Raw genomic sequence first — 12,573 nt, forward strand, 5'->3', positions numbered from 1 at the left:
TAAAGGCGTGGGGTTCTTAGGTAGTACATGAATTTCTACAATACTCTCAGTTACAATAAATCATAACCTACAGCATATTATCACTAATCATATTCCCTAAGACTTTTATTAACAAAGTATCTATTGATACCATTAACATTAATATTAGGCTCGTTTCTCAACCTATATAGTTTTTATATCCCCATACTAGATATTAATTTATAACCATTTAATTTTAATTCTTTTAATCTATTTATTTCTTTATCATGTAATATTTTAAAGTTATCATATGTGTTAATACATAATTCTCTGTTGATTGATTTTAAATCTTCATTAACATTCATTATTAAAAATGCAGAATAGCAATCTCTTTGAATATCCATACTATTATTCCATCTATCCCTTAATTCCTTCTTATTGTACTCATCTGAAAAGTGATTATATTGACTAGCCCTACATTTAGTAGTATCTATTTTATATAGTTTTTCACCATTATATTTTAACTTATTGTCTAACATAGTCAAAAACATTGATGGCGCTTTATTTGCTAATGATTTTCCAAAACGTTTCTTCTTATTAATTCTACCAGTCTTTTCATTGATAGTAGTATTCTTTACTCTAGCTTGAAGTCTTTTATAACTCATTGTTTCAACATAAAACTTATTACCTAAATTAAGTAATTTGTTAATCAATACATAATGGTCTTGCTTTCTTATTTCAGTTTGCTTTCTATATAACTCTTTTCTTAGTGTTTTTAATTTAATATAGTGATTACTAAATATCCACTTATCTCTATTTCCTTGTTTTATAGTACCATTATCATTGAATTTTTTAGGATTGGTTGCACGTTTACTTCTATCCATTTTGCGTTGAATTAATTTTAATTGCCTATCTATATTATTAACATTAGGAGCTAACTCCAATAACTTAACATCACATTTACTAGATATAGCTATAGTTTGAGTTCCAATATCTATACCTACATTACCTAAACCAATTTGTCCTTTTATTTTTCCTTGATTGGTTGTTTTTTTAGGTGGAATTCCTTCTAAGACTAATTGTACATACCATTTAATTTTACCCTTAATTTCTTTTTTAAGTATTCTACAATATTTTATTTTATCTTGAATTGCTCTTTGAGCATAGTTGTCATTATTCTTTATTATTACTGGAATAGTCATCTTATTAAATTTAATAATACCATCTTTATAACTAATACCAGTTGAATTTTGTTTCCCTTCTATTGATGTCAATTCATTATATCTAATATAATTAACCTGTTTAGCTTGATGATAGATATACTTACTAAAAGCATTAAAACATCTTGTAGCTATCTTCTGAGTTATAGCAGAATGTAGTTTATAATATTTACCAATAGATTTAACAAACTTATGAAGTGAATGCTCTGTTAAATTATACTTCTTATTAATTTCACTAAATATTTTATTTCTATCTTTACCCTTATATTTACAATTTGCTTGGTGTTCTTTAGATTCTATCATGTGGTTATATCTTTTAAATAGCTCTGATAAACATGAATTATATACTTTTCTATACTTATCAAAAGTATTACATATAATATCTTCTTGGAACTTTTCTGTTTTTAATTGCAATGTTAATATATAATTTGACATAGTGTTCACCTCACTTTCTAATATCTTGTTTTCTGATTTTCTACATATTTTTTAATAGTTTCACTGCATACATTCCCTGCTGTAGATACAAAATAGCTTCTAGTCCATAAACTAGGCATTTTTGATAATTCAATAAATTCTTCTCTTAATATTTTACTTGTATAACCTTTTATATTTTGCATTATATCAGAAGGACTTAAAGTTGGAAGACTATTTAAAAACATATGTGTATGGTCTTTATCGCATTCTATTGCAATAATTTCAATATCCATCTCCTTACACTTATTTTTAACCAATGTTTTAAATCTATCTTCTAAACCTTCTATATTAAATACTTTTCTTCTATATCTAGGACAGAATATAAAATGATAATTAATTAGACTAACAGTTGTTTGAGTTCTTCTATATTTATTTTCCATATATTTATATTAACATTATATGTGTATGTGTCAATGCTTTTTATACACTATTTGTGCTATCCATCCCACACCTAAAGGAGTGGGCTTTCCGCACTATCCTGTGTAAAAGTCGCATGTTGTCCCTAAAAATTTTCCTTTTTTAACAAGTTTTAGTTTCATAAAATCAACCTCCTAAATATTTGAATTTTAGATATGCATAGTGTGCATATCTGAATAATATGTATTATGCATTTTTAATAAATTTCAGATGTCGGAATTACCGATATCTGAAATTTATTAAGTTTTTTCATTAAAAAAGACCTAGAAATTAATCTAAGTCTTCTAAGACAAACATATAAAATAAAAAACCTAGTCTATTTGCTAGGTTTTTTAATATAAATATTTTTATTTAGTTCTTATATATAGCTTTTCCATATTATCATTATAACATTTTCTTTTCCCTATATTTACCCTCACTTTTCCCTCTGATTTCCCTTTTATATCAGAAGGACAATTCTACACTTTATATATTATCATTTTGAAATTGTTTTGTATATGAACACTTATTGCCCTTTTATTCTTTATATCTTTATAAATTAATACTTCTCTTATTATACACTTAATCATTTGCAATTACTGATATTATTATATATCAATATGTATCTTATTTAAACCTATCTATATATAAAAACATGCCCATTCACATATACTTTTTCAATACTTTTTTATCCCATCCACACCAAATATTAAAGCTGCTAACTTTTCACATGCTTGGTCTATATCTTTATATACAGTCCTAGTATCTATGTTTTCTCTTTTAGCTATCTTGTTTATACTACATCTATCTTTCTTATGTTTTACTTCTTTTATGAATCTTTCTTCTATTATTCTATATCGTCTTTGTTCTATATCATTAGAGTTATTACAATACTCTTTATATATCTTCAACATTATATCTATATGTGCAATTATCACATTAGTCCTAGATACACTTTTACTGATGCTTTCTACAAACAAATCTTCACTTACATATCTATCTGCTAGTGTAGTCAACACTTCAATAGCATTTCCGTTTTTACAAGAGACTTTAAAAACAGAATTATCAATATGCTTTTTAAACTCTCTATAATGTTTCAGCAACAGTTTAGTATTTCTTATCTTTCTATTATATAGTTCAATAGCTTCTTCATTTAATTTTGCTTTATATATTTGTATAGCTTGTTCTGCTGCTGACTTTGCTGCTCTTTCAATTATTAAATTGATATTATTTTTTTTATTATCTTCTATAGTATTTGTTTCCATATAATTTTATCCCTTTCTAATTATTATCAACTCCACTACTTCTTCTATCACCTTCATTAATAACCTCATTTAGTTCTATTTCTTTTGTATCTGTGACAACAAACCAATATGGCTTGTATCCAAATTCATCTATCCATTTTTTAAATACTTCGCTTATTCTATTCTCTAGTATCAATATATCTTCAACATGTATATTTTCAAACCAATCTTCACCATACCATCCAAATTCATCATCAATTCTATCTTGAACACGCTCTAACACTTTTTCTGCATCTATGTTAGGTATATTAACCTCTTCTTTTTTCCCAACATAAACCAATCTACCAAACTCCCCAAACCTTTTAAGTTCTTCCTTAGCTGCTTCAATAGCTTCCTCTTTACTTTCGTATTCATCACTTGCAAAATATTCATCATCCCAACTATATAGCCAAACATCTTTATCCATTTTATTACTCCTCCTGTTTTTATAATTCAACTTTTTCTATCGTATCTAAATCAATAACTTCATATTTTACATAACCATAGTTATTTTCAATGTATTCTTCTATAAGTACATCATCCTCTGGATTATTAGGTCTATTAATGTCTTGAACTATATCAAGCTGTATACTGTCATGTTCAGCAAACCATATTACATAACTATTCTTTTTTTCATTTGACCATCGTTCTATTTCACTCAATAATTCCTCAATATTTAGATTTTGTAATCTACTTTTATAAAATCCACATATATTTGCTTTATCATATACTACTTTTTCTTTTTTATTACATCTTCCAATTTCCATACCTCTATAATGTTTAAAATGAAAACAATCATTACATATATCCATTTTTATCACCCACCAAAGAATATTTTATTTATATAGAACGCCTGTTTTTTTATTTCTAAGTTCTATTCTTCCTACTATCTCAAAACCTGCTATCTTAGCCATTTTTTTAATTAATTCAATCAATACATTAACTTCTTGTTTCTCTTTGTCAACTTTTTTTATAGCTTCATACGCTGTACTATCTAAGTATCCACTTTTATTATGTCTTATATCTACTTCTTTTCTTGTGCTTCCACCTTTAACCACTTTATGCATATATCAACACACCCTTTTCCGTTTTTATCATTACATTCCATCGCAAAATCACAAAATGTTCCAGTCACATTACATTGAGAACAAATAAACTCTGCGAATTTTCTAATCTTCATATCTTTTAATATTTCAAAAATTGTTTTAAAAACTTTTCCTTCTTCTTTTTTATCTTCTATTATTACATTTGGGAAACTAATTATATTTTCACTTTCTTCATTTTCATCCTCTTCAATTTCATAAATTGTCGATTCATTTATTTCACTTTTTTCATCTTTATTTTTTTCTGTAACATCCTTAATACTTAAACTTCCTTTGTCTTTGTATTCTTCAAATAAACTTTGTTGTTCAGCTTCTTCCAGTCTTGATAATTCATAAGCTGTTGATATATTTATCTCATTTCCTTTGAACTCTTCTTTAAATTCTGGAGTAAGATTTTTAGAAATACTTTCTAATCTAGCCACCTTGGATGATGATATTTTAATCATTTCAGCTATCAAATCTCTTGTTCTGCCAGTTTTTCCATAACCTTCTTCTCTTAATCCTTCTAACACTTCTTTTGTATCTTCCAATTCTTTCATCTTAGCATATTCTGAATACCCTCTTATCGTTGAGTTTGTTGTGATTAGCAATAATCTATCTAATAATCTATCTACTTTAGTTATTTTTGATTTTTCTTTTTCTACTATACAAGGTACTAACTCAAATTCTTTTTTACCTTCATCAACTAAAAGATGTGATACTAATAATCTTCTATGTCCTGCTAAAACTTCATATTTATATAACTTTACCTTCTTTCTTTTATTTTTAGTACTAAAAATTTTCCGTTGTCCTTACTGGTAATAAGTAGCCTATTATATGCCCCTTTATAGATATGCGAACAAGAGAGTTATTGTCTATTCCTTCTACCTTATCAAATTTCCCAAAAAGTTTTATATAGTTTTCATCAAGGTAAATTGCAAAATCTTCACATATATATTTATGATAAACAAGCTCTCTTATTGGTATATAATATTTTAATAACAATTCTCTATAGCTATCTTTTTTTATGTTATCCATTATTATCTGAGACTTCTTACTGTTAGTTTCAAATAACTTGGGATTTAATACCATTTCATTTTTATCTACTATAAAAACACATGCACCATCTGATATATAGTACTTATTATCTTTTTCTATCAATATCCTAGTTTTATTTTTCTTTATACAATCTACAAAATAATTTATTACTTTCTTTTCCATAGACTTTCAGCTCCTTATATTATTTTTCAATCAATTTTAGAAGCTTGTTATATTCTTCTTCCTGTATAACTCCATTTACTTCTACTTTTCCTAAGTACTGTATAGCTTTTATTGTTGCTTCTAAATCTTCAAAATTGTATAGTTCTACTATTTTACTTGCAAGCTGTATTATTTTATCTTTATTAGCTAATAACATAATAATCAACCTTTTTTTATTCTAAGAAACTTTTTAATTCTAGTTCCTCAATAATTTTTTCTATTTTTTTCTTTTTTCTAAACCTCTTCGTTCTTGCTTTTATAGCTTCAAGTCTAGTTATTTTACTATTTAGCATCTTTTTAAATTTTAATTCTATTTCTTTGACTTTATTGTTAAAAGTTTCTATTGTTTTTTTCAAAATCTCATTTTCTTCTTTTAATCTTTCTATTTCTTTTCTTAAAATTCCAGCTCCAGCTTCCATCCCTTTTTTTATATTTTGGTCATTTTCATATCTAATTTTTAAAGACATTTTTTCTGTATGTAGTGCAGCGTTTTTATTTTCTAAGTCTGAAATTATTTTTTCTTTCTTTGAACATTTATCTTTTAGTTCTTCTATTCTACCAATAGCTATTTCATATTCTGCTTTTATTTCATCAAAATCTTTTTTAGTATATAAGTTTAAAAACATTTTATCCCCTCACCTTTTTAATACTATCATCTATTTCATTTTCAAATTTTTTTCTTAATAAGCTATAATTTTCATTTAATATTTTCTCGTCTTTAGTTATATAGTCTAAAAACAATACAGCTCCATTGAAAAATTTTACTTCAAATCTTTTTATATCCTCTTGTTTTACATATTGTCTACCAAAACAATTTTTCATATTTTTCCATACAAGAAAAGGTATAAAGTAAAATCTATCTTGTATACCTATACAAACCCCTGTTATCGCTCCCATGTGGTAATATCTGTTTAATGTTTCTAGCTGTGTATTAGTTAAAACACTTCTTTTTATATTATCTTTAAGCGTGTATTTAGCTTCAAAGCATATACATACTCCACCTTTTAAAGTACCTTTAAAATCTGGTTGTGCATTAGCTATAAATCTACCTGTAAATTTTCCCATTCTATCTTTATTAAGCACCTTGAAAGGTTCTGGTGTCTTATCTATTTCAGCTCTATTATCATTTCTATAAATTATACAAGCTGAATTTATGTAATTTTCAAAGTGTTGACCTTGTGCATTAGCAACTTTATTTTTATATCTTTGTTGTAGTTTTTTATCATCCATATTTTATGCTCCTTTTTTCCTACAAGGAATTTATATTTAAAATAATTCATTCTATAATAAATGTTTTCAATTTTTCTTTATTCCTATTTTATTCCAAATTTCTTCTAGTATTATGCTTGCGGCATTAATATCTTCCATTTTTTTATTGCAATCTTGAGTTACTTTCTCTAGCATTTTTATAACTTCCTGTTTTATGTAAGCTCTTGTTTCTTTGCTAATACGAAGCTCTAAATCTTCATTCCACCCAAAATTAAAACTTATAAATTTCAATTTTGAACTATCACTACATTCAATAGATTTTTTTGTTTCTTCCGCATTTTCTTTCATGACTCTTAATCCCTCGTATTTATTACATATCTCTTCTAGCTTTTTAAATTCTTCATTAGTCATTTTTATCACCTTCTATTTATTTTTATTTTTTAATTTTTATCTTCAAAGATTACAAAACTTTTTCCATAATTGTTTGTAACTACTCTATAAGTTTTTTCATTCATGCTACAATGATAATCCAAGATTATTTCGTCTATTCCAGCCCTTTGAACATCTTTTAACTTTATTATCATTTTTGATTGTATAATTTCTTTTATATTGGATACTGTTATCTCTCCTGTATATAAATTATTTTTGAAATTTCTTTCTTTTTCTATTTCTCTTTCAAATTTTTTTCTGTCTAATATAATATCTCTTGCAAACTCTCCAAGCTTCTCATTGTAGTTATATAATTCTATATGATATTCTTCATCTTCTTCTGAAAAATAAAAATTGAGTTCTCCTTTTCTTGCAAGTTCTTTGTAAGCTTCTAATTCTTTTTCTAACATTTTTATTTTCTTTTCTTTACTTGAAATTATTTTTAATAATCTTGTTAACAAGCTTTTATCTTTATAAACCATTTCTACCACTCCTTCACATTACCAGATAACATTTTCATTTAACCAATTCTTATATGCTTTTTCACAATCAAAACTGTCACAATCAATCTCAGTATTATTACATGAATTACATATATCTTCTGAGTATTTTTTACATGCTTTATTTTCTCTCATTGAAGTAAAAGCTACTAATTCTTTATTAGTCATATTTTTAATAGCTTTTTTAAAGCTTGCAATTCTAAAACAGTTATGAATACATTTTTTATTTAATACATTAAGTTCTTTCTTAGCTTCTTTTTTAGTTTTATATACTTTAGCTTTATTTATATCCTTCACTAGTACAGGGTATAAGTCGTAGTTAAAAGTATGGTTTTTACCTGCATAATAAGTATCTTTTTCTCTTTTTTTACTAGATTCACCTTGGCATAAATCAACTAGCACAAAACCTTTTATTTTCTCTTTATTAGTCATTAATTTTTCCTCTCTCCTTATCTGTAAATATTATTATTTGTTCTTTTCCCCATCCACAAATTTCTATTTTTTTATTATTTTCCTCACAATAAGATTCAACTTCTTTCATACTTATATTTTTTAATTTAAAATCCATGGCAGTTATAGAATTACCTTTTTCCAGTATTTTTTCTATCTTGCTCTTTACTTTAAACTGACCACACATACACCCATTTTTATTCTCAACTCTACAAGTATTATTAAATTTACATATTTTACAAATATACTCTCCAGCCTTGGCACATATCGCATCTATTTCTTTATTCATTCTTATTACCTTCTTTCTTTTCTTTTTTTCTCCCATTCTTAAACTTGTTTTTACAAACATAAGAACAATATGTCTTTAAATACAAATTTGTTTTAAATTCCTTTTTGCAACACTTGCATACTCTTAAGTACATATAATCACCTCATTTTAATTTAATCTTCGCATTTTTATATATAAGCTAACTCCTGTTATCTCATTAAAACTAGCTTTACACTCTGTAAATATGTAACCTTTATACTGTTTTTCCCAAAACATTCTATTGTCTAAATCATTTCTTACTATATCCATTACTTTTCTTTTACTGTATCGACTATCATTACAAACTTGAAAAGGTTTCTTTAAATTCCGAGAAGAACTCCATCGCTTTTTACCTTTTGGGTCTTTCATCAAATAATTACATAGATTCTGTAATCCATATTCATTAGGTTGAAGCCTATGTGTATTTATCCATCCAAGTTTTTCGCCTTCTTTTCTACCTTTTTGCTTTTTAGACCAAAGGCTTTCTATTATATCCCTATCTAATCCACCATTCATAATAATGTGGTGGTGAACTCTTTTAGTTCCATCTTTCTTTTCTCCAAATTCTGTTATAAGCATATATTTTACTGGTTCAAGCCCTTCTTTCTTTCTTTTATAATCAATCCTTCTTATGTAGTTTCTAACCTCTTTTTCAGCTTCTTCTAATGTTTCTGGAAGATATTCTGGTGCATATGTAGAATGTATAACTAAGTCTTTATTATTAAAATTTGTATTAACTGATTGTGTAAAATATCTTTTAGCGTTTTTATCATTTAGATTCTTTTGCTTTGGTTTAGATACATATTCTCTTTTACCTCTTTTACCTTTTGTTCCATCTACTTTTGGTATTATATCTATCTCTAAATAATCATTACAATATATCTTTTTCTCTCTTATAAAACTCTTCATAGCAGTACCTCATTCAGTCTTTTATTAGCATCTATATATTAGTATCTAGTGTTATATATTTGTATAGATACTTATCGTTATAATGTTAATACCTATTACAAGCTCGTTAATCGCTTTATTTAGCGTGTTTATTGAACTCTGTTGTCTTATCTGCTATAATAAAGAGTAGATATGATTTTATAGCTTTGACAACAAAGTTATTTTGTGAAGTGTCTTATAATTCGTAGTTATAAGACACTTTTTGTTTACATAATTTTTAAATTTCAATTTAAATTACTTCCTTTTCTAACTTTTTCACTTCTTTTACTCTTGCTAATTTTTTGCAAATAAATCCATATTCATTTTTAATTTCAATGTTTTCATATGGCTTTGACATATGTATTTCACCAATCTTATTTTTTTATTTTTTTTCAAAATTTTATGTTATAATTTTCTTATTAAAATATAATGAAAGGACTATCAAAATATGGACTACTTAGCAGTAAATTGGATTGCCATTTTAGCACTAATAGTATCTTTTTCAAGCCTTTATATTTCTATCAAAGTATATAGAAAAGCTAGTGTTAAACTTAAAATCTCCTATGATATAGAAAAAAGTTATTGTTTTGGCTTTAATTGGTATGAAAAATATGAACTTTTAATATGCTATTTAACTATAGAAAATCTTTCGACCAGCAATGTATCTATTACTAAAATTAAATTATTAGATAATCATCTATCTTCAAATGCTACTAAACTTGATATACATGACTATTATAATGATAATGGAATTTCATTGATTAATTTTGAAGGTGATGATAATTTATACATACCTATCAATATAAATAGTGAAAATATTTTAAAATATACAAGGATTCCATCACTTGGTACTGTACATGGATATGCTGTATTCGAAGGCATACATCCAATAAGAGAATCAAAAGATTTTAAAATAATTGTAGATACTCCAGATGGCTCATTTAATACTAAAGTAACGATTAATCCTCTACCAAAAGATTTTAAACCTATAAATCCATTAAATGAAGATTAAAGATATTAGGCTTAATATAATACCTAATATTGACATTAATATAGCAATTTTTATTTCATATTCATCTTTTTTCTTCATGATATTTATAAATTCTTTATGTAAAATAATATTTTGTAATATAAATAATATATCTTCTTTTGATAAGTTCTTATCTTTACAAAAGATTAAGAGCTTATCATTTTTTTTCAAAGTAATACTTTTAACCTTTATGACATATTCTTTTTTTAAAATTGATTTTCTTATATACTTCTTTATGTAAACATTCTCTAAAATGAATTTTATATCTTTATTAGACAACTCTTTCAACTTGCAAAAATTCAAAAAACTATTTTTCTCTTTATTTGCAAGTATTTTTAATTCTAAATCTCTTGTAATTTTTTCACTAGTGTCTTTTTGTAGTTTCATTTTTATCACCTCAGATACTGTATTATCCCTATGCAACTATTTTATTTATGCAATTTTAAAATTCCAATTAAATTACTTCCTTTTCTAACTTCTTCTCTTTTTCAGCTTTCATTTCTTCTTCTGTTTTCTTTCTATATGTACACTTTATTTCTAAATCTACATCAAAAAGTCTTTTTATCATCATTTCTTTCGCTCTTGCCAATCCTTTACAAAAGTAATCCATATTCATTTCGCCTTTAAATTCAACTTTTTCATATGGTTTTGACATATGTATTCCCCCATTTTTTAGTATTTTAATTATGTATTAGATAGTGTTATTAACTTATTTTGCAAAGTGATTTTTAGTACTTTCTAGTATTTCAAAAACACTATTCTTTTCTATAAATTCTCTTGAATAAAAATAAAAATTTCCTTCACACTTCATTGCAATTAAAAGTTCTTTTTTTAAATTTACATTTGGGTATTCTTCAACATGCTTTCTATATAAAGCACTTTTTTTATTTATATTTTGTAACATATAATCTTTATCTACTCTAAAGTAACCATACTTTTCTAATTCATTTATTTTTATTTCTACATCTAAATCATTCATGTTTCTATCACTCCTTATCTAACTTTTATCAAATCAGAAAATGAGTTCAATTCATTTTTAAGTTCTTCATACAAGCCTTTAATTTTACTCATTTTCTGATTCAGAAGTTCCTCGTCTATTTCTATATTCACTTTTAAAGTTATTACTTCTTTTTTCTCTTCCATCTTTTTCTCCCCATAAATTTATTTCTTTTTATATTATTATTTTATTTTTCTATTCAATTCTATTAAGCTTCTTATCTCTTTTGAAAGTTCAATTTTCATAGTAATAATTTCTTTTGTACTTGGAATAGCTTTTTCTTCTAAGATACTCATTTCTTGTATAAGTCTTTCTAACACTTCTTTATCTGTTTTCACTTCTTTTATTTCAGCCATTTTTATTACCTCACTTAATTATTTATTAGATATTGAATAAAACATTTTTATCATAATATTCAAATTCTCTTTTGCAACCTTCTTCAACATCAATTTCCCTTCTAAATTTTAAAATAAGTTTTCTATCATCATCACAGTAAAAATTAATACTTATTGAATCTTCTGGTACTTCACTTAATATTGTTATCTCATTAGCTCCTATAAGTTCAGTTATTTCTTTTAAATACTGTTTTAAACTCTTATAAGAAACTATTGTATCCAGACAGAATGTTTTATCGCTATTATTAAATTTAAAACTTTTTTTAGAAAAATTACCTCTATAGTTGTCCTCTTTATTTTCATTCCATTTTATATTTTTTCTATCTTTTTTATCTTCTTCTAATTCACATTCATAAAAATACTCTTCTTTTGTCAAATCGCAAGAAATAACTATAACTAGTTCATCAATCACAACATACTTTTTTTCTATATCAAATAATGAATTATCATGTGATTCTAGTCTATTTGCTACTCTTAAATCTTCAACTTCATAATCTTCCAATCTAAAACAAAATTCTTCTGCACCTAGAGAGTCATATACCAACTCTCCTTCCGTTTCTTCGTCAGTTGTAATCCAGTAAGATACATTTAGTTTTTCTGTTACTTTTTCAAAGTCTTTACCTTTCAATATAAACAACTTTATCACCTCAATCATT

At 25.4% G+C, this 12,573-nt stretch carries 24 protein-coding genes; 1 reads left to right on the forward strand and 23 read right to left on the reverse strand.

Annotated features, from left to right (window positions below; all coding sequences use genetic code 11):
- Positions 1-173 precede the first annotated feature (173 nt).
- The 17 genes from IC174_RS13910 to IC174_RS13990 all read right to left on the reverse strand — a co-directional run bounded on the left by IC174_RS13910 (position 174) and on the right by IC174_RS13990 (position 9,477).
- On the reverse strand, positions 174-1,613 hold the full coding sequence (locus tag IC174_RS13910) for a transposase (protein ID WP_227483185.1): 1,440 nt from the start codon (positions 1,611-1,613) through the stop codon (positions 174-176).
- A gap of 17 nt (positions 1,614-1,630) precedes the next feature.
- A complete protein-coding gene (gene tnpA / locus IC174_RS13915) occupies positions 1,631-2,032 on the reverse strand; it encodes an IS200/IS605 family transposase (protein ID WP_227483186.1) in 402 nt (133 codons plus the stop codon).
- Positions 2,033-2,725: 693 nt separating this feature from the next.
- Positions 2,726-3,313 (reverse strand): hypothetical protein, encoded by a 588-nt coding sequence (locus tag IC174_RS13920; protein ID WP_227483187.1) that lies wholly within the window; start codon positions 3,311-3,313, stop codon positions 2,726-2,728.
- 16 nt (positions 3,314-3,329) lie between these two features.
- A complete protein-coding gene (locus IC174_RS13925; protein ID WP_227483188.1) occupies positions 3,330-3,758 on the reverse strand; it encodes a hypothetical protein in 429 nt (142 codons plus the stop codon).
- A 19-nt stretch (positions 3,759-3,777) separates the two neighbouring features.
- On the reverse strand, positions 3,778-4,143 hold the full coding sequence (locus IC174_RS13930) for a hypothetical protein (RefSeq protein ID WP_227433281.1): 366 nt from the start codon (positions 4,141-4,143) through the stop codon (positions 3,778-3,780).
- 24 nt (positions 4,144-4,167) lie between these two features.
- Positions 4,168-4,398, reverse strand: coding sequence for a hypothetical protein (locus tag IC174_RS13935; RefSeq protein ID WP_227433280.1), 231 nt, complete (start codon positions 4,396-4,398; stop codon positions 4,168-4,170).
- A complete protein-coding gene (locus IC174_RS13940; RefSeq protein ID WP_227483189.1) occupies positions 4,356-4,973 on the reverse strand; it encodes a hypothetical protein in 618 nt (205 codons plus the stop codon). Before IC174_RS13940 ends, IC174_RS13935 begins: the two co-directional genes overlap by 43 nt.
- A 232-nt stretch (positions 4,974-5,205) precedes the next feature.
- The gene (locus tag IC174_RS13945; protein ID WP_021382686.1) at positions 5,206-5,634 is read right to left on the reverse strand and encodes a hypothetical protein; all 429 of its coding nucleotides are present in this window, start codon (positions 5,632-5,634) and stop codon (positions 5,206-5,208) included.
- Between the two features lie 19 nt (positions 5,635-5,653).
- A complete protein-coding gene (locus IC174_RS13950; RefSeq protein WP_227483190.1) occupies positions 5,654-5,830 on the reverse strand; it encodes a hypothetical protein in 177 nt (58 codons plus the stop codon).
- A gap of 16 nt (positions 5,831-5,846) precedes the next feature.
- On the reverse strand, positions 5,847-6,299 hold the full coding sequence (locus tag IC174_RS13955; protein WP_227433276.1) for a hypothetical protein: 453 nt from the start codon (positions 6,297-6,299) through the stop codon (positions 5,847-5,849).
- 1 nt (position 6,300) lies between these two features.
- Positions 6,301-6,903, reverse strand: coding sequence for a Holliday junction resolvase RecU (locus IC174_RS13960; RefSeq protein ID WP_227483191.1), 603 nt, complete (start codon positions 6,901-6,903; stop codon positions 6,301-6,303).
- A 66-nt stretch (positions 6,904-6,969) separates the two neighbouring features.
- The gene (locus IC174_RS13965; RefSeq protein ID WP_227483192.1) at positions 6,970-7,293 is read right to left on the reverse strand and encodes a hypothetical protein; all 324 of its coding nucleotides are present in this window, start codon (positions 7,291-7,293) and stop codon (positions 6,970-6,972) included.
- Positions 7,294-7,322: 29 nt separating this feature from the next.
- Positions 7,323-7,793 carry a hypothetical protein gene (locus tag IC174_RS13970; protein WP_227483193.1) on the reverse strand — a complete coding sequence of 157 codons (471 nt, stop codon included), beginning with the start codon at positions 7,791-7,793 and terminating at the stop codon, positions 7,323-7,325.
- Positions 7,794-7,811: 18 nt separating this feature from the next.
- Positions 7,812-8,243, reverse strand: coding sequence for a hypothetical protein (locus IC174_RS13975; protein WP_227483194.1), 432 nt, complete (start codon positions 8,241-8,243; stop codon positions 7,812-7,814).
- Positions 8,236-8,550: a hypothetical protein gene (locus IC174_RS13980; RefSeq protein ID WP_227483195.1), complete on the reverse strand. Its 315-nt coding sequence runs from the start codon at positions 8,548-8,550 to the stop codon at positions 8,236-8,238. Before IC174_RS13980 ends, IC174_RS13975 begins: the two co-directional genes overlap by 8 nt.
- Positions 8,543-8,683: a hypothetical protein gene (locus IC174_RS13985; RefSeq protein WP_227483196.1), complete on the reverse strand. Its 141-nt coding sequence runs from the start codon at positions 8,681-8,683 to the stop codon at positions 8,543-8,545. The genes IC174_RS13980 and IC174_RS13985 overlap by 8 nt, the downstream gene beginning before the upstream one ends.
- A gap of 14 nt (positions 8,684-8,697) precedes the next feature.
- Complete coding sequence (locus IC174_RS13990; protein WP_227483197.1) at positions 8,698-9,477, reverse strand: hypothetical protein; 780 nt, start codon at positions 9,475-9,477, stop codon at positions 8,698-8,700.
- A 466-nt stretch (positions 9,478-9,943) separates the two neighbouring features.
- On the opposite strand from IC174_RS13990, the gene IC174_RS13995 reads away from it, so the two are divergent.
- Positions 9,944-10,507, forward strand: a complete 564-nt coding sequence (locus IC174_RS13995; protein ID WP_054277928.1) for a hypothetical protein — start codon at positions 9,944-9,946, stop codon at positions 10,505-10,507.
- On the opposite strand, the gene IC174_RS14000 is transcribed toward IC174_RS13995, so the two are convergent.
- The 6 genes from IC174_RS14000 to IC174_RS14025 all read right to left on the reverse strand — a co-directional run bounded on the left by IC174_RS14000 (position 10,493) and on the right by IC174_RS14025 (position 12,554).
- Complete coding sequence (locus tag IC174_RS14000; protein WP_227483198.1) at positions 10,493-10,912, reverse strand: hypothetical protein; 420 nt, start codon at positions 10,910-10,912, stop codon at positions 10,493-10,495. The genes IC174_RS13995 and IC174_RS14000 overlap by 15 nt on opposite strands.
- 67 nt (positions 10,913-10,979) lie before the next feature.
- Positions 10,980-11,180, reverse strand: a complete 201-nt coding sequence (locus tag IC174_RS14005; RefSeq protein ID WP_021393851.1) for a hypothetical protein — start codon at positions 11,178-11,180, stop codon at positions 10,980-10,982.
- A 54-nt stretch (positions 11,181-11,234) separates the two neighbouring features.
- Complete coding sequence (locus IC174_RS14010; protein ID WP_227483199.1) at positions 11,235-11,504, reverse strand: hypothetical protein; 270 nt, start codon at positions 11,502-11,504, stop codon at positions 11,235-11,237.
- Between the two features lie 14 nt (positions 11,505-11,518).
- The gene (locus IC174_RS14015; RefSeq protein WP_227483200.1) at positions 11,519-11,668 is read right to left on the reverse strand and encodes a hypothetical protein; all 150 of its coding nucleotides are present in this window, start codon (positions 11,666-11,668) and stop codon (positions 11,519-11,521) included.
- Between the two features lie 36 nt (positions 11,669-11,704).
- The gene (locus tag IC174_RS14020; RefSeq protein ID WP_227483201.1) at positions 11,705-11,878 is read right to left on the reverse strand and encodes a hypothetical protein; all 174 of its coding nucleotides are present in this window, start codon (positions 11,876-11,878) and stop codon (positions 11,705-11,707) included.
- A 25-nt stretch (positions 11,879-11,903) separates the two neighbouring features.
- The gene (locus IC174_RS14025) at positions 11,904-12,554 is read right to left on the reverse strand and encodes a hypothetical protein (RefSeq protein WP_227483202.1); all 651 of its coding nucleotides are present in this window, start codon (positions 12,552-12,554) and stop codon (positions 11,904-11,906) included.
- Positions 12,555-12,573: the final 19 nt, after the last annotated feature.

Source organism: Clostridioides sp. ES-S-0001-03, assembly GCF_020676075.1.
GTDB lineage: Bacteria > Bacillota > Clostridia > Peptostreptococcales > Peptostreptococcaceae > Clostridioides.